Origin of the sequence: Micromonospora sp. WMMD737 (assembly GCF_049179055.1) — a bacterium.
Lineage (GTDB): Bacteria > Actinomycetota > Actinomycetes > Mycobacteriales > Micromonosporaceae > Micromonospora > Micromonospora reichwaldensis.
This window is the reverse complement of record NZ_JBMHMH010000001.1, coordinates 5446053-5464102: the sequence shown is the minus strand read 5'-3', so window position 1 is coordinate 5464102 and position 18050 is coordinate 5446053. Positions and strand designations below refer to the sequence as shown.

At 74.1% G+C, this 18050-nt stretch carries 15 protein-coding genes and 1 pseudogene; 4 read left to right on the top strand and 12 right to left on the bottom strand.

The window, feature by feature from the left end; all coding sequences use genetic code 11:
* Positions 1–20: 20 nt before the first annotated feature.
* Positions 21–1337, top strand: coding sequence for a D-arabinono-1,4-lactone oxidase (locus ACN27A_RS24175; protein WP_421456945.1), 1317 nt, complete (start codon positions 21–23; stop codon positions 1335–1337).
* A gap of 137 nt (positions 1338–1474) precedes the next feature.
* Here ACN27A_RS24175 and ACN27A_RS24170 read toward each other — a convergent pair whose 3' ends face one another.
* From ACN27A_RS24170 to ACN27A_RS24140, 7 genes are all read right to left on the bottom strand, one after another.
* The gene (locus ACN27A_RS24170) at positions 1475–2437 is read right to left on the bottom strand and encodes an endonuclease domain-containing protein (protein WP_421456944.1); all 963 of its coding nucleotides are present in this window, start codon (positions 2435–2437) and stop codon (positions 1475–1477) included.
* Positions 2438–2588: 151 nt separating this feature from the next.
* A complete protein-coding gene (topA, locus tag ACN27A_RS24165; RefSeq protein ID WP_421456943.1) occupies positions 2589–5417 on the bottom strand; it encodes a type I DNA topoisomerase in 2829 nt (942 codons plus the stop codon).
* Between the two features lie 342 nt (positions 5418–5759).
* A complete protein-coding gene (locus tag ACN27A_RS24160; protein ID WP_421456942.1) occupies positions 5760–6470 on the bottom strand; it encodes a hypothetical protein in 711 nt (236 codons plus the stop codon).
* Entirely contained in the window at positions 6461–7003 is a 543-nt protein-coding gene (locus tag ACN27A_RS24155; protein WP_421456941.1) for a hypothetical protein, read from the bottom strand. The genes ACN27A_RS24160 and ACN27A_RS24155 overlap by 10 nt, the downstream gene beginning before the upstream one ends.
* Positions 7004–7117: 114 nt before the next feature.
* The gene (locus tag ACN27A_RS24150) at positions 7118–9472 is read right to left on the bottom strand and encodes a sodium-translocating pyrophosphatase (protein WP_421456940.1); all 2355 of its coding nucleotides are present in this window, start codon (positions 9470–9472) and stop codon (positions 7118–7120) included.
* A gap of 345 nt (positions 9473–9817) precedes the next feature.
* On the bottom strand, positions 9818–10252 hold the full coding sequence (locus ACN27A_RS24145) for an ATP-binding protein (protein WP_132232054.1): 435 nt from the start codon (positions 10250–10252) through the stop codon (positions 9818–9820).
* A complete protein-coding gene (locus ACN27A_RS24140) occupies positions 10252–10608 on the bottom strand; it encodes an STAS domain-containing protein (RefSeq protein WP_151453426.1) in 357 nt (118 codons plus the stop codon). The genes ACN27A_RS24145 and ACN27A_RS24140 overlap by 1 nt, the downstream gene beginning before the upstream one ends.
* 240 nt (positions 10609–10848) lie before the next feature.
* On the opposite strand from ACN27A_RS24140, the pseudogene ACN27A_RS24135 reads away from it, so the two are divergent.
* The 3 genes and pseudogenes from ACN27A_RS24135 to ACN27A_RS24125 form a co-directional block, all read left to right on the top strand.
* Positions 10849–13152, top strand: a pseudogene (locus ACN27A_RS24135) (DEAD/DEAH box helicase); the annotation flags it as partial.
* Positions 13153–13595: 443 nt separating this feature from the next.
* Positions 13596–13802: a hypothetical protein gene (locus ACN27A_RS24130; protein ID WP_121397051.1), complete on the top strand. Its 207-nt coding sequence runs from the start codon at positions 13596–13598 to the stop codon at positions 13800–13802.
* 462 nt (positions 13803–14264) lie between these two features.
* Entirely contained in the window at positions 14265–14843 is a 579-nt protein-coding gene (locus ACN27A_RS24125; protein ID WP_357576741.1) for a hypothetical protein, read from the top strand.
* A 164-nt stretch (positions 14844–15007) separates the two neighbouring features.
* On the opposite strand, the gene ACN27A_RS24120 is transcribed toward ACN27A_RS24125, so the two are convergent.
* The 5 genes from ACN27A_RS24120 to ACN27A_RS24100 all read right to left on the bottom strand — a co-directional run bounded on the left by ACN27A_RS24120 (position 15008) and on the right by ACN27A_RS24100 (position 17847).
* Positions 15008–15391 carry an Rv3654c family TadE-like protein gene (locus tag ACN27A_RS24120; RefSeq protein ID WP_421456939.1) on the bottom strand — a complete coding sequence of 128 codons (384 nt, stop codon included), beginning with the start codon at positions 15389–15391 and terminating at the stop codon, positions 15008–15010.
* Between the two features lie 86 nt (positions 15392–15477).
* Complete coding sequence (locus ACN27A_RS24115; protein WP_421456938.1) at positions 15478–15906, bottom strand: TadE family type IV pilus minor pilin; 429 nt, start codon at positions 15904–15906, stop codon at positions 15478–15480.
* Complete coding sequence (locus ACN27A_RS24110; RefSeq protein ID WP_076470820.1) at positions 15903–16070, bottom strand: DUF4244 domain-containing protein; 168 nt, start codon at positions 16068–16070, stop codon at positions 15903–15905. The genes ACN27A_RS24115 and ACN27A_RS24110 overlap by 4 nt, the downstream gene beginning before the upstream one ends.
* Positions 16071–16093: 23 nt before the next feature.
* Positions 16094–16825 (bottom strand): type II secretion system F family protein, encoded by a 732-nt coding sequence (locus ACN27A_RS24105; RefSeq protein WP_421458585.1) that lies wholly within the window; start codon positions 16823–16825, stop codon positions 16094–16096.
* Between the two features lie 56 nt (positions 16826–16881).
* Positions 16882–17847: a type II secretion system F family protein gene (locus tag ACN27A_RS24100; RefSeq protein ID WP_421458582.1), complete on the bottom strand. Its 966-nt coding sequence runs from the start codon at positions 17845–17847 to the stop codon at positions 16882–16884.
* Positions 17848–18050: the final 203 nt, after the last annotated feature.

Here is an 18050-nt window from a genome sequence, read left to right as displayed (position 1 = left end):
ATTCATGTGGAGGAGTGCGCATGGCCGGTACCGCACCGCCCACCCTGGCAGGCTGGTCCAACTGGGCCGGCAACCAACGCGCCACCGCCACCACCATCCTGCGCCCCGCCTCCCTCGCCGACGTCACCGAGGCCGTCCGCGCCGCCGCGACGGCCGGGGACCGGATCCGGGCGGTGGGCAGCGGCCACTCCTTCACCGGCGTCGCGATCACCGACGGACGACGCATGGAGCTGACCCACCTGGACACCGGGGTACGCGTCGACGCCGACCGCCGACTGGTCACCGTACCGGCCGGGATCACCCTGCGCGCACTCAACGAACTGCTCGCCGCACACGGCCTGGCACTACCCAACCTGGGCGACATCGACGCGCAGACGATCGCCGGCGCGATCTCCACCGGCACCCACGGCACCGGCGCCGCGTACGGCTGCCTGTCGACGTTCGTCGAGGCGCTCACCCTCGTCACCGGCACCGGCGAGGTGCTGCGCTGCTCCGCCGACGAGCACCCCGACGTCTTCGCCGCCGCCCGGGTGTCGCTGGGCGCGCTCGGGGTGCTCGTCGAGGTGACCCTGCGCTGCGTGGACGCCTTCGTGCTGCGCGCCCACGAGCGGCCGGCGCCGCTGGCGGCCGTACTCGACGAGCTGCCCGCGCTGATCGACAGGCACGACCACGTCGAGTTCTACTGGTTCCCGTACACCGCCCGCGTGCAGGTCAAGGCCAACGACCGGGTGGCCGACGACGACCGGCCACTGCCCCGGTGGCGCGGCTGGCTGGACGACGAGTTCCTGTCCAACACCGTCTTCGCCGGGGCCTGCCGGCTCGGCCGCGCCGTGCCGGCGCTCGCCCCCGGCATCAGCGCCGTCTCCGCCCGCGCGCTCACCGAACGCCGCTACACCGGCCGCTCCGACCAGGTCTTCTGCACCCCGCGCCGGGTCCGCTTCATGGAGATGGAGTACGCGCTGCCGCGCGACGCCCTGCCCGAGGCGCTCGACGCGCTGCGGCGAATCGTCGACGGGCTGCCGTTCAAGGTGCTCTTCCCGGTCGAGGTGCGCTTCACCGCCGCCGACGACATCTGGCTCTCCCACGGCTACGGGCGCGAGTCGGCGTACGTGGCCGTCCACCAGTTCGTCGGCATGCCGTACGAGCCGTACTTCCGGGCCTTCGAGCAGGTCGCCGCGAGCCTCGGCGGCCGGCCCCACTGGGGCAAGCTGCACTGGCGCGACGCGGAGTCGCTCGCGACCGCCTACCCCCGCTGGGCCGACTTCCAGGCGCTACGCGCCCGCCTGGACCCACACCACCTCTTCACCAACCCCCACCTGACCCAAACCCTCGGCTGACCGTGCCCCCTGACCCCCGCCTTGCTCGCCGCCTGCGAGCGAGCGGCGCGCCGCTCGCCGCTCGCCGCTCGCCGCGCGATCTTGGCGAGAGGCGGCCCTTGTAGGGGCCGGGATCTGCCAAGATCTGGCTGTGTGCGTCAGCCCGGCCAGCCTGCTCTGCGCAGTGCCGTACGGAGTTGGGCGATGACCTCGGCCGGGTGGACGCGGAGGGCCCAGGACGGGAATCGCAGGACGCGATCCCCTTCGACCCACAGGTCGTTCTGACGGCGCATGTCGGCCCAGGCCGCACGCGGGTCGAGATGCTGGCCGCCGTCGATCTCGACGTGCACCCTCCACTCCTCGAAGTACGCATCGAGGTAGCGGCGCCGTCCCGTGGCGTCGTACCTGATCTTCTGTCGAGTGGGTTCGGGCAGCCCGGCGCGGCGCGTCAGGGTCAGGAAGTCCAACTCGGCCAGGGAGTGCGCCCCGCCGCCCGCGTCCGTGGCGACGCTCAGGATCAGTTTCCGGCGACGCAGCCGTGGCATCCGGTCGAGGACCTCGCGCAGCTCCTCCTCGCACACGATCCGTTGCTGGAAGCCTGCCGCGACGATCGCCCGGGCCTCCGCGTCGGTACGCGCCCACTGCGCCGCGTCCACGACCGACCGGGCGGGCATCGTGCGACGTGGCTGCCCGACCGCGAGCACGTCCCACTCCGGCAGATGGGTCGTCCGGTGCGCCACCACTCGTTGCGGCAGCTCTCGCCGCCTGCCAGCCGGCAGCAAGAGGTGGATCGCCAGGTCGGGAAAGCCGCGCAGCCCTCCCGCCTGGGCGGCGGTGAGCCCACCGAGCATCGCGCCCGGCCCGGCGGCCAGCACCGCGATCCACCGGAGTTGGGCGGTACCGATCGGCCCGTTGTGGGCCACGAAGACGGCACGGTGGACGTGTCGCCACCGTCTGCTGGTCACCCGGCGCCGGATCGCCTTGTGGGACAGGTGTCGCAGCGCCTGGTCGAGGCTGATCACCTCGTCCTGCCGGAAGAGCAGCCAGGTCAACTCGCCGGCGTCGTCGCCGGGCACCGCCCGGCCCAGGGCCGGCGGGGATTGCGTGAAGCGTGGTCTCACGCCCTCCACCCTGCCCACCAGGCGCCGCCGCGCGCCGCCCCTGTGGACAACGCAAAAGATCTTGGCAGGCGGCGACCCCTCGAGGGGCCGGGACCTGCCAAGATCTCTTGCTACGCCAGCTCGCGACGCCAGCTCGCGAGCGAGCCGGGTGTCAGTCCGGGCTGGTGGTGGCCTTTCTAGGGGCCGCCTTCTTCGCCGGGGTCTTCCTGGCGGTGGTGGCCTTGGCCGTCGTGGTCTTCTTCGCCGCCGTCGACTTGGTCGCCGCGGCCGTCTTCTTCGCCGCCGTGGCCTTCTTGGCGGGCGCCTTCTTCGCGGCGGCCTTCTTCTTCGGCGCCGGCCCCTTCGCCCGCTTCTCGGCGAGCATCTCGGAGGCCTCCTCGATGCTCAGCGCCTCCGGGGTCTGGCCGCGCCGCAGCGACGCGTTCGTCTCGCCGTCGGTGACGTACGGGCCGAACCGGCCGTCCTTGATGACCAGCGGCTTCTCCGTCAGCGGGTCGACGCCCATCTCCCGCAGCGGCGGCGCGGCGGCCCGGCGCTGGCGGGCCTTCGGGGCGGCCAGCAGGGCCAGCGCCTCGTCCAGCGTGACGGTGAACATCTTCTCTTCGGAGTCCAGCGAGCGGAACTCGTCACCCTGCTTGACGTACGGGCCGTAGCGGCCGTTGTTGGCCAGGACCTCGGCGCCGTCCGGGGCCACCCCGACCAGCCGGGGCAGGCTGAGCAGCTTCAGCGCCTCGTCGAAGGTCAGCGAGTCCGGCGACTGCGAGCGCAGCAGCGACGACTTGCGCTCGCCACTGGCCACGTACGGGCCGAAGCGGCCCGACTTGAGCAGGATCGGCTCACCGGTGGCCGGGTCGTCGCCGAGCTTGCGCTCGCCCCCGCCGCCGAGGAACAGCTCGTGCACCTTCTCCGGGGTCAGCTCGTCCGGCGCCAGCCCCTCGGGGATCGGGGCCCGGTCGCCCTGGCCGCCGCCCTCCTCACCCTCGGCGGCCGGCGCCTGCTGCTCGCCCGGCACCGCCCGCTGGAGGTACGGCCCGTAGCGGCCCACCCGCACGACGACCTCGCGGCCCTCGTCGTCGGTGAACAGCGGGATCGAGTTGACGCTGCGCGCGTCGATCTCGTTGAGGTTCTCGGTGACCAGCTTCTTCAGCCCGCCCGAGCGGGCGATGTCCCGGTCGCCGGCGCCGTTGGCGCCGCCGAAGTAGAACGCCGTCAGGAAGTCGACGGCGGCGTGGTCGCCGCCGGCGATCTCGTCCAGCTCGTTCTCCATGCTGGCGGTGAAGTCGTAGTCGATCAGGCGCGGGTAGTGCCGCTCCAGCAGGCCGATCACGGCGAAGGCCAGGAAGGTCGGGATCATCGCCTGGCCGCGCTTGGTCACGTAGCCGCGGTCCTGGATCGTCTGCATGATCGACGCGTACGTCGACGGGCGGCCGATGCCCAGCTCCTCGAGGGCCTTCACCAGCGACGCCTCGGTGTAGCGCGACGGCGGCTGGGTGTGGTGGCCCTGCGCGGCCAGCTCGTCGGCGGTGAGTGGCTGGCCCTTGACCAGGTTGGGCAGGCGACGCTCGGCGTCCTCGGCCTCGGCGTTCTCGTCGTCGCTGGACTCGACGTACGCCCGCAGGAAGCCCGGGTCGGTGATGGTCTTGCCGGTGGCGCCGAAGTCGGCCTCCTCCTGGGCGGAGGAGACGGCGCGGATGCGCACCGAGACGCTGGAGCCGACGGCGTCGGTCATCTGCGAGGCGATGGTGCGCCGCCAGATCAGCTCGTAGAGCTTGAACTCCTCGGCGGAGAGCTCCTTGGCCACGTCGCCCGGAGTGCGGAAGTTGTCCCCCGCCGGGCGGATCGCCTCGTGCGCCTCCTGCGCGTTCTTCACCTTGCCGGTGTAGCGGCGCGGCTCCGGCGGCACGCTGCGCTCGCCGTACAGCTCGACGATCTGCCGGCGGGCCGCCGTGATGGCGGTCTCCGACAGGTTCACCGAGTCGGTACGCATGTAGGTGATGTAGCCGTTCTCGTAGAGCCGCTGCGCGGTGCGCATCGTCTGCTGCGACGAGAACCGCAGCTTGCGGGCCGCCTCTTGCTGGAGGGTGGAGGTGATGAACGGCGCGTACGGGCGGCGGCGGTAGGGCTTCTCCTCCACCCGGGTGACGGTGAACGGCCGGCCCTCCAGGCGGGCCGCGAGGCCCCGGGCGCCGCCCGCGTCGAGGTGGACCACGCCCGCGCCGGGCTTCACCCGGCCGGTGGTCGGCTCGAAGTCCTTGCCGGTGGCGATCCGGTCGCCGTTCAGCGCGACCAGGGTGGCGTTGAAGTTGCGGGGCCCCTCGCCGGCGTCCGCCACGGCCAGGGTGGCCAGGATGTCCCAGTATTCCGCCGTGCGGAAGGCCATCCGCTGCCGCTCGCGCTCCACCACGATCCGGGTCGCCACGGACTGCACCCGGCCCGCCGAGAGCTTCGGCATGACCTTCTTCCACAGCACGGGCGAGACCTCGTAGCCGTAGAGGCGGTCGAGGATGCGCCGGGCCTCCTGGGCGTCGACCAGGTCCCGGTCGATCTCGCGGGGGTTGGCCACCGCGGCCTGGATGGCCGGCTTGGTGATCTCGTGGAAGACCATCCGCTTGACCGGCACCTTGGGCTTGAGCGTCTCCACCAGGTGCCAGGCGATCGCCTCGCCCTCGCGGTCCTCATCCGTCGCCAGGAAGATCTCGTCGACCTCCTTGGCCAGCTTCACCAGCTTGCTGATCTGCTGCTTACGGTCGGCGGAGACCACGTAGAGGGCGTGGAAGCCGTTGTCGACGTCCACCCCGAGCCGGGCCCACGACTCGCCCTTGTACTTGGCCGGCACGTCGGCGGCGTTGCGCGGGAGGTCCCGGACGTGGCCGAAGCTGGCCTCCACGACGTACCCCGGGCCGAGATAGCCCGAGATCGTCTTGGCCTTCGCCGGTGACTCGACGATGACCAGACGGGTGGTTCCAGCGTTGCTCGGCACGTCTCTCCCCGACCTCACTCCTGCTCGCAGCCACCGGCGCCCGGTTCGGGGCCACTTTCGGCCCGCCGACCCCCGGCGGCCCGGATGTCCAACGTAACGCGCCGCCCGCGTTTCGGGTTTCGCGGGCGGCAAACCGTCCCGGCGGGGCGGCCTCTTTCTCCGCCGGCGGCGGGGCGTGCCGGACGGCGCCACCGTACACCGTGCGTGTGCCGCCGGGCGGGACACTGTGACGATGGCGGACCCTCGGTCGAGGCGCCACCCGGCTGTTTTCCGCGAAATTGCGCACTTGTTGTCCCTCATCGGACAGGCCCGACCGGTGGGCGGGGCGGGCGCCGGCGGGCGTCAGGAGCGGGCCGGCCAGTCGGTCGCGGGGGCGGCGGGCGGCGGGTCGCCCACCAGCTCGGCCAGGCGGGCGAGCCGCCGCCGGCCGGTGATCCGGTACGCCGGCCCGTCCTCGCCGGGCCCGAGCAGCACCCCGGCCAGGCCGACCGCGTCGAGCGCCCCGCCGACCGGCCCCCAGCACTCCTCGTCGGCGGCGCCGAGCCGGAGCAGGAAGCCGGACGGCTCGGCGGCACCCGCCGCGGCGAGCCAGAGCCGCAGCCGCCGCCCGTTGAGGTGGAAGCCGGCGGGCGGTCGCTTGCCCGTACCGCGCAGCCACGCCGCCGCGAGTGGCTTCAGCGTGCGGGCGTACGAGGTGCGCACCGCGTGCCGCCCGTCGGTGGTCGCCTCCCAGGTGGCCGCCACCCCGCGCAGCGCCAGCTCGGCGACGAGGACGTGCACCCGCCAGGCCGCGTCGACCACGACCGAGAGCCGGGCCGTGCCGCCCATCCGGACCGCCTCGCCCGGGCCGGCCAGCAGCCCGGCGAGATCGGCGATGGACGGGTCCGCCGCCTCCGCGCCGAAGAAGGTCAGCTGCCGGGCGGACTCGTCGGCGTCGGCCGGCGGGGGCGGTACGGGTCGGCGGGCGACCGGCGCGACCCGGTCCGCAGGCGCCGGGAAGAGCACCGGCAGCGCTTCGCCGCCCGACGGGTCACCGGTCCCGCTCAGCGACACTCCGGCACCTCGTCGAAGGCGCGTTTCAACTCCTCGGAGTTGAGCTGGCTGGTGTCGAGCGCGCTGGCGTCGTACTCCTTGTTCAGGGTGTCCACGGCGGCCCGGACGCCGTCGTAGAAGACGGTGGGCTGGCCGGTGCCCAGCCCGTCGATGGTGTCGCGGGCCCGGCCGTACGCGTCGCGCACCTTCGCCAGCGAGGCCTGGAAGCCCGCCGAGACCTCCTCGCCGCGCTCGGCGTCCGGTACGCCGGCCTCCTCGACCTTGCGTCGGGCGGTCTCGCTGGCCTGCTCCGCGCCGCCGAAGAGCCGCACCAGGTTCTCCTTCGCCTGCGCCGGGGTGGTCTGGGCGGTCATCTGCTGGTCGGTGCTGTTGGTCAGCTTGCTGATCTCGGCCCGCCACGGGGTGAGCGCGGAGCAGACCGACGCCGCCCACGACCGGGAGTCGGGGCCGCCGCCGCATCCGGCGAGCACGAGAACGAGCGTGGCCAGGACCACCGTGAGCTTTCCGGCGGCTGCCGCCCGGCACGTGCGCATGCGTTGCAGCGTACGGCCTCTGTCGAGTCCGGGCACCGGACAGGTTTGCCGGGTGGCACGGGCGGTCCCCGGCCGGCCGCGTGGGCCGACCGGGGACCGCCGATGCCGGACGGATCAGGCGTTGACCGTCTCGGGCCGCTGGTCCGGGCTGCCCGCGCCCGTGCCGGAGTCGGAGTCGGACATCGCCACGCCCTTGCGCTTGCTGAACACCACGGCCGCGGCGATGATCAGCGTCGCCACCACGGCGATCCCCACCCGCAGGGCGGTGTTCCGCTCGTCGCCCACGCTCCAGGCCACCACGGCCGGCGCGATCAGCAGCGAGACCAGGTTCATCACCTTGATCAGCGGGTTGATCGCCGGGCCGGCGGTGTCCTTGAACGGGTCGCCGACGGTGTCGCCGATGACCGTGGCGGCGTGCGACTCGGAGCCCTTGCCGCCGTACGCGCCGTCCTCGACGAGCTTCTTGGCGTTGTCCCAGGCGCCGCCGGAGTTGGACAGGAAGACCGCCATCAGCGTGCCGGCGCCGATCGCACCGGCCAGGTACGCCGCCAGCGCGCCCGGCCCGAGGCCGAAGCCCACGGCGATCGGCGCGAGGATGGCGAGCAGACCGGGGGTCATCAGCTCGCGCTGCGCGTCCCGGGTGCAGATGTCGACGACCTTGCCGTACTCGGGGCGCTGGGTGCCGTCCATGATGCCGGGCAGCTCGCGGAACTGCCGGCGCACCTCCATCACGACCGCGCCCGCCGAGCGGGAGACCGCGTTGATGGCCAGGCCGGAGAAGAGGAACACCACCGCCGCGCCGATGATCAGGCCGACCAGGTTGCGCGGGTTCGCCACGTTCAGCGAGTTGAGGATCTCGCTGCCGACGTCGCCCACGCCGGCGTCCGAGTACGCGGTGCGCAGCGTGTCGGTGTACGAGCCGAACAGCGCCGTCGCGGCGAGCACCGCCGTGGCGATCGCGATGCCCTTGGTGATCGCCTTGGTGGTGTTGCCGACCGCGTCCAGCTCGGTGAGCGTCCGGGCGCCGTGCTCGTCGATGTCGCCGGACATCTCCGCCACGCCCTGGGCGTTGTCGGAGATCGGGCCGAAGGTGTCCATCGCGACGATCACGCCGACCGTGGTGAGCAGACCGGTGCCGGCCATCGCCACGGCGAACAGCGAGAGCGTGATGGAGCTGCCGCCGAGCAGGAACGCGCCGAACACGCCGGCGCCGATCAGCAGCGCCGAGTAGACCGCCGACTCCAGGCCGACGCTGATGCCGGCGAGGATGACGGTGGCGGCGCCGGTCTGCGAGCTCTTGCCGATGTCCTGCACCGGGCGCCGGTTGGTCTCGGTGAAGTAGCCGGTCAGCGCCTGGATCGCCGCCGCCAGCACGATGCCGATGACGACCGCGCCGATGGCGACCGTCCGCGGGTTCTCGCTGACGTCGGTCAGCCCGCCCTCCAGCTCGGCGAAGGTGGCCGGCAGGTACGCGTACGTGGCGATCGCCACCAGCACCGCGGAGAGCAACGCCGAGATGTAGAAGGCCCGGTTGATCGCGGTCAGGCCGTTGCGGTCCGAGGCACGCAGCCGGGTGATGAAGACGCCCACGATCGCGACGAGCACGCCGATGGTGGAGACGATCAGCGGGAAGACCAGGCCCTGCTCGCCGAAGGCGGCGCGGCCGAGGATCAGCGCGGCGACCAGGGTGACCGCGTACGACTCGAAGAGGTCGGCGGCCATGCCGGCGCAGTCACCGACGTTGTCGCCCACGTTGTCGGCGATGGTGGCGGCGTTGCGCGGGTCGTCCTCGGGGATGCCCTGCTCGACCTTGCCGACCAGGTCGGCGCCGACGTCGGCGGCCTTGGTGAAGATGCCGCCGCCGACCCGCATGAACATGGCGAGCAGCGCGGCGCCGAAGCCGAAGCCCTCCAGCACGGTCGGCGCGTCGCTGCGGTAGAACAGCACGACCAGCGCGGCGCCGAAGAGGCCGAGGCCGACGGTGAGGAAGCCGACCACGCCACCGGTGCGGAAGGCGATCTTCATCGCGGCCTCCCGGCCGCCTTCGCGCTCCCGGGCGGCGGCGGCGACCCGCAGGTTGGCCCTGGTGGCCAGCCACATGCCGGCGCCGCCGATGAACGCGCTGAACAGCGCGCCCACGACGAAGAAGACGGACCGGCCGATCTTCACTGCCACTTCGCTGCCGTCGGTGCCGTGCACCGGCAGCAGGAAGAGCAGCACCACGGCGATGACCACGAAGATCGCCAGGGTCCGGAACTGCCGGAGCAGGTAGGCCGAGGCGCCCTCCTGGACCGCGCCGGAGATCTCCTGCATTTTGTTGGTGCCCTTGCCGGCGGCCAGTACGGCCTTCGTCAGCGCGCCGGCGAAGGCGAGCGCCACCAGCGCGATGACCGCGGCGATGACGACGTACGTGACGTTGTTTCCGGTGAGGGAGATCCCGCCGCCGTCGGCGGCCAAGGTGTCGGACATCTGTGTCCTCCTGTACCGAACGCTCGCGCCGGCCGGTGGAGACGCACCGACCCGGCGCCTGGATGCGGAGTCGCAAGCGCGCGCCACTCCACCCCGGTCGGACCAGCGATGAACAACCGTTCCCGCTGGCCGCGGGATGGATCACTTGCTGACAACTCGCGTACTCTAGCCCTCCACAGTGTTGGAGGTCACACCGAGGGGGCACCGCGCCGCGATGATCTTCGTCGCTGTGTTATGAGGAAAAATCTGATATAGGAGCCCATCCATGCCAAGGAGGCCGCGCCCCGGCGGGACACGGCCTCTCACGGCGTACGACGCCCTCGGCGAGGGCGGTGGAAGATCAGCTCAGCGGCCGACGGGCCAGACCATCCGCACCTCGGTGCCGATGCCCTCGTCGACCGGGCGCACCTGGAGGTCCTCGACGAAACCGGCCAGCAGCGCGAAGCCCACGCCGGTGGTGAGGTCGTCCTCGTCGAGCGACTCGTTGGCGAGCTGGTCGGCGTTGAGCGCCGCCAGGCCGAGACCGGCCTCGATCGGCGCGCGGTCGACGACGCGCACCGCGTACGCGCCCGTGTCGGACATCTCGACGAGCACGGGCTCGGACACGCCGTACTGGCGGTGCAGGGCGACCGCGCGGGTGCACGCCTCGCCGATGGCCAGCCGTACCTCGTCCAGCAGCTCCTCGCGGACCCCGGCCCGCCGGGCGACCGCCACGCCGACCAGGCGCGCGGTGCGCACGTGCACCGGGGCCGGCGAGAAGGAGAGCTTGACCGTGGCCATTAGACGCCGGTGCCGGCCGGGTCGGTGCCGACCGCCGCGTCGACCGTGGGATGCAGCGGGAAGACCTGGTCGAGCGCGGTGATCCGGAAGATCTTGAGCAGCGGCTCCTTGTCGCAGACCAGGGCGAACGAGCCCCCGGCCGCGCGCAGCCGCTTGAGCGCGCCGACCAGCACGCCCAGCCCGGTGGAGTCGAGGAAGTCCACCCGACCCAGGTCGACCACGACGTGGCGGGCCCCACCGTCGATCAGCTCGAGGAGCCGCTCCCGTAGCCGGGGCGCGGTGTAGACGTCCACCTCACCGCCGACCTCGAGCACCGTGTGCTCGCCCACGGTGCGGGTCGCCAGCGACAGCTCCATCGGTCCTCCCTCGCAAGAGCCGTAAACTCTCCTGGGCATCTAACCATCCCCGCCGGAGACCGGCTCTGCTCACCGGCGGAGCCTCCCCTTACCCCGGCCCCCCGCTTTCCATCTCCGAACACCAGTGCGAGAGTGCAGGACGTGACCACCGACGGCTCCAGCTCGGCGCAGCCAGCGCCGCGCCACGACCCGAAGCCGTCGCCCGACCACTCCGGCCCGGCGTACCCGGCGCCCGCCGACCTGCTGGGCCGGCTGCGCGCCCGCACCGGCGCCGACCCGGTCACCCACGTCGAGCGGGTGCCGGCACGGGCCGGCGAGCCCGCCCCGTGGCCGGACTGGGCGCCGGAGGAACTGCGCGCGGCGTTCGCCCGACGCGGCGTGGTCGCGCCCTGGCGGCACCAGGCGGAGGCGGCCACCCTGGCGTACGACGGCCGGCACGTCGTGGTGGCCACGGGCACCGCGTCCGGCAAGTCCCTGGCCTACCAGCTTCCCGCGCTGGCCACCCTGCTCGCCGACCCCCGTGCCACCGTGCTCTACCTGGCGCCGACGAAGGCGCTCGCCGCCGACCAGCTGCGCGCCGTCGCCGCGCTGGAACTGGAGGGGGTACGCCCCGCCTGCTACGACGGGGACACCCCGCGCGCCGAACGCGAGTGGATCCGCAAGCACTCCCGGTTCGTGCTGACCAACCCCGACATGCTGCACCACGGCATCCTGCCCGGGCACGCCCAGTGGTCCGGTTTCCTGCGCCGGCTCACGTACGTGGTGATCGACGAGTGCCACACCTACCGGGGGGTCTTCGGCTCGCACGTCGCGCACGTGCTGCGCCGGCTGCGGCGGCAGTGCGCCCGGTTCCGCAGCACACCCGTCTTCGTACTGGCCTCGGCCACGTCCGGCGACCCGGCGACGGCGGCGGGCCGGCTCACCGGGGTGCCCGTGACCGCCGTCACCGAGGACACCTCGCCCCGCGGCGGGGTGACGTTCGCGCTCTGGGAGCCGCCGCTGCTGCCCCGGGACTCCGCCGCCGACCAGCAGGCGGACCTCACCCAGGTCCGCCGGTCGGCGCTGCGGGAGACGGCCGACCTGCTCGCCGACACGGTCGCCGAGGGGGTACGCACGCTGGCCTTCGTACGCTCCCGGCGCGGCGCCGAGGTGGTCGCGGCCAACGCCCGCCGGTCCCTCGACGAGGCGGTGCCCGGGCTCGGCGACCGGGTGGCCGCCTACCGGGCCGGCTACCTGCGCGAGGAGCGACGCGAACTGGAACGGGCGCTGCTGCACGGCGACCTGCTCGGGCTGGCCTCGACCAACGCGCTGGAGCTGGGCGTCGACCTGGTCGGCCTCGACGCGGTGCTGATCTGCGGCTACCCGGGCACCCGCGCCTCCCTGTGGCAGCAGGCCGGGCGGGCGGGGCGCTCCGGGCAGGAGGCGCTCGCCGTGCTGGTCGCCCGGGACGACCCGCTCGACACCTATCTCGTGCACCATCCCGAGGCGGTGTTCGGGCGGCCGGTGGAGGCGACCGTGCTCGACCCGGCCAACCCGTACGTGTTGGCACCGCAGCTCGCCTGCGCCGCGGTCGAGGCACCGCTGACCCCCGACGACCTGGCGCTCTTCGGCGACGGGGCGAAGGAGGCGGTGGACCAACTGGTGGCGGCGGGGGCGCTGCGGCAGCGGCCGACCGGCTGGTACTGGCGGCACCGGGAGCGGCCGGAGGTGGACCTGCGCGGCGAGGGCGGCGCGCCGGTCTGCGTCGTGGAGGCGGCGACCGGGCGGCTGCTCGGCACCGTCGACGGCGGCTCGTCGCACTTCCTGCTCCACCCCGGCGCGGTCTATCTGCACCAGGGCGTCTCCTACGTGGTCGACTCGCTCGACCTGGCCGACGGGTGCGCGCTGGTGCACCCCGAGGAGCCGGACTGGTCCACCCACGCCCGCGACGTCACCTCGCTGTCGGTGGTGTCGGTCCGCTCGTACGTGGACGCCGGCCCCGTCGGGCTCTTCCTCGGCGAGGTCGACGTGACCAGCCAGGTGGTGTCGTACCAGCGGCGACGGATCGCCACCGGCGAGGTCATCGACACCCGCCCGCTGGACCTGCCGGCCCGGGAACTGCGTACCGTCGCGGTCTGGTTCACCCTGTCGCCGCAGTCTCTGACGGCCGCCGGCGTGGAGCCCGCCGACGTGCCGGGCGCGCTGCACGCCGCCGAGCACGCCGCGATCGGCCTGCTGCCGCTCACCGCGACCTGCGACCGCTGGGACATCGGCGGACTGTCGACGGCGGCGCACCCGGACACCGAGGCCCCGACGGTCTTCGTCTACGACGGGCACCCGGGTGGGGCGGGCTTCGCCGAGCGCGCGTACGGGACGGCGGCAGCCTGGCTGCGGGCCACCCGCGACGCGATCGCGGAGTGCGGCTGCGAGGCGGGCTGCCCGTCCTGCGTGCAGTCCCCGAAGTGCGGCAACGGCAACAACCCGCTCTCCAAGCCGGACGCCGTCAAGGTGCTGGACGTGGTGCTCGCGAACCTGCCCGACGGCGTACCGGCGCCCCGCCCGTCCGGCGACTCGCCCGGCGTTCCGTCCGGGGTTTCATCCGGCGGCTCGGCCGGCGTTCCGTCCGTCAGCGCGTCCGGGGCTTCGTCCGTCAGCTCGCCCGGCGATCCGCCCGGGGTTCCGTCCCTCAGCTCGCCCGGGGTTTCGTCCGGCCGCTCGACCGGCGGCGATGTCGCTGTTCCGGGACGCGGTGCGGTTCGGGACGCCGTGCTTCCGGGCGGCCCTACGGTCCCGGCGGAACGCGTCGCTCCCGACGACGCCGCCCCGGACGGCCCCGGAGGTCCGGGCGGCGCCCCGCCCCCGGTGGTGGACACCGGCTCGGAGGCCGCTCCCGTCCCGGGTGGTGGAAGGCAGGCATAGAAACCCTTCGCTCGGGGCAAACGAGTACGTGGGAGCGCTTCCATAGCTGCTCGCGGACCCTTGCCGTGCTTCCCGTCGAAGGAGGAGACGTGGCCGACACCATCGCCGAGACCGTCGACCTGCTCTACACGATCGACCAGGAGAAACTCACTCCTGACCAGCAGATCGCCCTGGGCACCGCACTCGCCAGCCTGGCGCAGGCCGAGCGCCTGGAGCAGATCAACGAGCGGCTGCGCAGCATCCACCAGGTCCTGAACGCGTGGGCGCTCAAGGCCACCGTCGACGGGGGCCGGTGAACCCGATCCGCACCGCACAGCACGACGGCCGCAGCGGAGTTCGGGTCGTGGCGGGGCTGCGGTCTCGTGGCGGGGCTGCGGTCGTGGCGGGGCTGCGGTCGTGGCGGGGTCGCTGTCACGACAGGGTCGGGGCGGCAGGGTTCCCGGGGTTGGTGGTGGTTGCCAGCCCGGGAAGGAATCGTCCGCGGCGGGCGCGGTCGTCGCGGGGTTGCCGACCCGGGACGGGATCGGTCGCGGCGGGCGCGGGCCATCGCGGGGTTGCCCGTCGGACGGCACTGCGGGGCCAGCACGGTAGCGGGTTGGGCAGCATGGGCAGGGTCCGGGCGGGGTAGCGGGGGCCGGCCGGAACCGCCGGGTGCTGGCAGGACGGGCCGCGTAGCCTGCGGGGAGAGACGCGTGACCTGTCGGCGGCGGCACGGGTGAAGCTGTGCGACACTCCGGCGACCCCTCGAAGGAGAACCCATGCAACTCGAGAACCTGCAGGCCCAGCAGCAGTTCCACATCCGGCAACGGCTCCGGATGATGGTGAACCAGTACGAGGTCCACGCCGTGGCACCGGACGGCTCCGAAGGCGGCCTGCTGGCGTTCGCCCAGCAGAAGCGGCTCGCCTTCAAGGAGCAGGTGACGATCTACACCGACGACTCGAAGCAGCAGCCCCTGCTCGGGTTCAAGGCCCGCCAGCGCCTCGACATCGGCGCCACGTACGACGTGACCGACCACGCCGGCAACCCGATCGGCCTGTTCCGCAAGGACTTCGCCCAGTCCCTGCTGCGGTCCACCTGGCACGTCGAGCAGCCCGGCCTGCCGCAGGTCACCGGCCAGGAGCGCAGCATGCCGGTGGCGCTGCTGCGCCGGTTCGTCGACTCGCTGTCCTGGCTGCCCTACCACTTCGACTTCGTCGCCGGCGGTCAGCCGGTCTTCTCCGTCATCAAGCAGTGGGGCCTGCGCGACCGGTACGTCGTCCAGATCCACAACCCGCAGGTCGACCGCCGCCTCGTGATCGCGATGGCCGTCGCCCTCGACGCCCTCCAGGGACGCTGACCCACCCGGGTCGGGGTGCCGACTTCCGTCGCCCCGGCCCGGCTGCGTCCGGCGCGAGTGCGTCACGCCTCCCACGCCGGCGCCCCACCGACCCCCGCCACCCGACCCGCCCGCACCGGCCCCGACCACCCGCCGCAGTTCCTCCGGCACGTGCCGCCTGCGGCTCAGCCACGGACCGGGCCGGCGCGGGCGCTGGCCACCGCGACCCGCGCCAGGCCGGGCAGCGGGGTGACGGCCACCTCTGCGGTCACCAGGACGTCGAGGCCGTCGAGTCGACAGGCGAGCAGCCGGCCACCGTTGGCGGCGGTGATCTCGGCAGCCCGGCCGCAGGCCGCCGGCTCGCCCAGGAGGGCCTCGCCGGCACCGGCCAGCGCGCCGAAGTCCGCCGCCACCCGGGCCTGCTGCCGGGCCGTCCGGGCCGCGCCGACGGCGGCACCGAACAACCCGACAATGACGAAAGCCAGCCCCACGGCGAGCAGACAGACGGTCGCCCCACCACGCTCCCCCGTCCGCCCTGCCGCACTTCGCGGCACTCCCGCCGCGCTCATACGGACTTCCACCCCAGTCGCGGGCCAGCCGCTCCCGTCGCCCGGCCGGTCAGGGTCCTGCCGGTCGCGGCCTCCGATCCGTCCCGTCACGGTCCTTCCTCCGCCGGCTCGACGCCCGGAGGCGCGGGCTGCGTGACACCGGGCCCCACGGCGTCCGTCCCCACGACACCGGGTTCCACCGCCGCGACCGCCGTCGCCGTCACGGAGATCCGGGGCAGCCGGGAGCCGAGCGCACGTACGGGCGCCCGGACGGTGGCGACGACCCGCTGACCGTCGACGGTGACGGTCACCTCCGCTCCCGGCGGCGCCGCCCCGCTGGCAGCGGCCGCCCCGTCGGCGCCCCGGGAGGCAGCCAGTGCCGCCTCCCGGGCCGCGTGCAGGCAACCCGCCCTCGTACCGACGGCGTTGACCGCCGACAGCCCGGCGAGCAGGAGCAGCAGGAGCGCCGGCAGGCCGGCCGCCAGTTCGGCGGTGAACGAACCCCGGTCACGGCCGGCCGGCCGGCGCCCGGTCACTTGAGCGCCCGGTCGATGACGGCGGTCAACGCGGACTGCACGTTGCCGGAGGTCAGCACCTTCAGCAGGATCCCGGCGAAGGCGACCGCGGCTAGGGTGCCGACGGCGTACTCGGCGGTGTTCATTCCGGCGTCCCCGCGCAGGCGGGCGAGCAGTTTGCGCATGTTCCTGTCCTTTCTCGACATGGTCAGAGCACGTCACCGAGGACGGCGACGATCACCGGCACCAGGCCGGCGAGAATGAAGGCCGGCAGGAAACAGAGCCCCAGCGGCAGGACGATGAGCACGCCGGCGCGGCGGGCGGCCGCCTCCGCGGCCGTGGAGCGGTCGGCGCGGAGGTCGTCGGCGAGTCGGGTCAGCGCGCCGGCCAGTGCGGCTCCGCTGTTCGCGCTGCGAAGCACGGCGGCGGTCAGCCGCTCGGCCCCCGGCACGGCCGCGAGTGGAGCCCACGCCTCCTCGGGGCCGCCGCCGAGCCGCAGCAACCGACCGACCCGGGCGAGCCGGTCGGCGAGCGGCCCGTCGAGCGCCCCGGCCACGGCCAGGATCGACCTGTCCACGGGCGCTCCCGCCCGCATGGCCGCCGCCAGCAGGTCGGCGGCGAGCGGAAGATCGGCCGCCTCGCGCAGCCGCCGGTTCCGTACGGCCGGCGGCTCGATCCGACGAAGCAGCCGGTCGAGCAGCAGCGTCGTCGGCACGGCCGCCACCGCCCCGGGCCAGCCGCCGACGATCACGGCGACGGCCACGCCGGCCAGACCGGCGGCGACGCGGATGGCGTCCGGCCGCCGCCGAGGCGGGACGCCACCGGTCGGGTCGTCGTCGGGACCGACCGGTCGGCGGAGCGAGGCGGCCGGGTGCACGCCGACCGGCGCCCGGCGCAACGCGCGTAGCCGGCGCAGTGGCCGCCGCCCCGCCGCGAGCATCGCGGCGAGCAGGACCGCCGCCGCCACGAAGCCCACTGCCAGCGCCATCCGGGGCATCAGCTCACCCGTCCCGGCGACGCGCCGAGCCGCTCGGCCCAGAACAGTCCCGCGACCTGGAGCGCGATGGCGACGACCGCGCACGCACCACCGACGGGGGTGTGCAGCAGCACCGCGACCGGATCGACGCCGATGCCGTAGCCGAGCCCGATGCCGCCGAGCGGCAGGGCGGCGAGCAGCAGAGCGGTGGCCCGCGCTCCGGCCGCCTGGGCCTCCGCCGCAGCCAGCCCACGGTCGGCCGAGCGGGCGTCCGCCTCGATCCGCTCCAGCAACTCCGCCAGCGGCGCGCCCGTCTGGTCGGCGAGACGTACGGCCGCGCGGGCCAGTCGATCCAGGCGCCGTGCCCCGCCCCGCTCGTCGCGGGCCGCCGCGTCGCCGCCCGGGGATCCGCGATCGGTCCCCGCCGGGCCAGGGGTGATCCGCTCGGCGGCGACCGGCACCGGCAGGCCGGCCCGGAGGTCCGCGGCGAGCCCGCAGAGCTGGTCCAGCCGGTGCCGCCGGGCCCGGACGGCGTACCGGCCCTCCGTGCGTCGGAGCAGCGCGCGAGCGGCCAGCGTGCCGTAGGCGCCGACGGCCACCGCCGCGACCGGACCGGCCAGCAGCAGCCCGGCTCCGCTGCCGGCCGACGCGGCGAGCAGCAGGGTGCGCCTGGGGGACGCCGTCAGCGCGTCCGGCCGGAGCCACCTCGGACGGCGCCCCTCGCCGGGCGGACCGGTCACCGCACCGGGCCCGCGCGGCGGGGTAGCCGCCGGGGCGGGCGTGCCGCCGGGTCGCCGGGCGTCCCGGCGACCGGGTGGCCGGGCCCGACCGGGGTCTCCGCCACCGCGCGGCGCGTCCCGGTAGGCGAGGTGGCGCTCGGGTCGGGTCGGGCCCGCGGGTCGCGTCGGCCGAGGATCGCCATCCCCTCCTCGCCCAGCGCCACGGTCGTCTCCGGCCGCCCAGGGCCAGGGCGACCGGTCGACCACGTCCCGCGACGCCCACCGGTCCCGGCCGAACGCCTCGGCGCTCGGGTGGTCGTCAAGGCGCAGGTCAAGGTCGGTGGCCGAGGCCTCCGGCTCGCGCACACCTCCGCGAGCGCCGCTGACCGGGATGTCCGGGCCTGCCGGCGACTGCCGGAGGCGAGCCCGGGACTCGTCGCGCGGGTCGCGGCGACCGACGGCCGGCGGGC

Coding starts and splice junctions, on each gene's coding strand:
- ACN27A_RS24175 (WP_421456945.1), top strand. CDS start 21: ATGGCCGGTACCGCACCGCCCACCCTGGCAGGCTGGTCCAACTGGGCC.
- ACN27A_RS24155 (WP_421456941.1), bottom strand. CDS start 7,003: ATGCGCACGTGCCGGGCGGCAGCCGCCGGAAAGCTCACGGTGGTCCTG.
- ACN27A_RS24150 (WP_421456940.1), bottom strand. CDS start 9,472: ATGTCCGACACCTTGGCCGCCGACGGCGGCGGGATCTCCCTCACCGGA.
- ACN27A_RS24145 (WP_132232054.1), bottom strand. CDS start 10,252: ATGGCCACGGTCAAGCTCTCCTTCTCGCCGGCCCCGGTGCACGTGCGC.
- ACN27A_RS24140 (WP_151453426.1), bottom strand. CDS start 10,608: ATGGAGCTGTCGCTGGCGACCCGCACCGTGGGCGAGCACACGGTGCTC.
- ACN27A_RS24125 (WP_357576741.1), top strand. CDS start 14,265: ATGCAACTCGAGAACCTGCAGGCCCAGCAGCAGTTCCACATCCGGCAA.
- ACN27A_RS24120 (WP_421456939.1), bottom strand. CDS start 15,391: ATGAGCGCGGCGGGAGTGCCGCGAAGTGCGGCAGGGCGGACGGGGGAG.
- ACN27A_RS24110 (WP_076470820.1), bottom strand. CDS start 16,070: ATGCGCAAACTGCTCGCCCGCCTGCGCGGGGACGCCGGAATGAACACC.
- ACN27A_RS24105 (WP_421458585.1), bottom strand. CDS start 16,825: ATGCTCGCGGCGGGGCGGCGGCCACTGCGCCGGCTACGCGCGTTGCGC.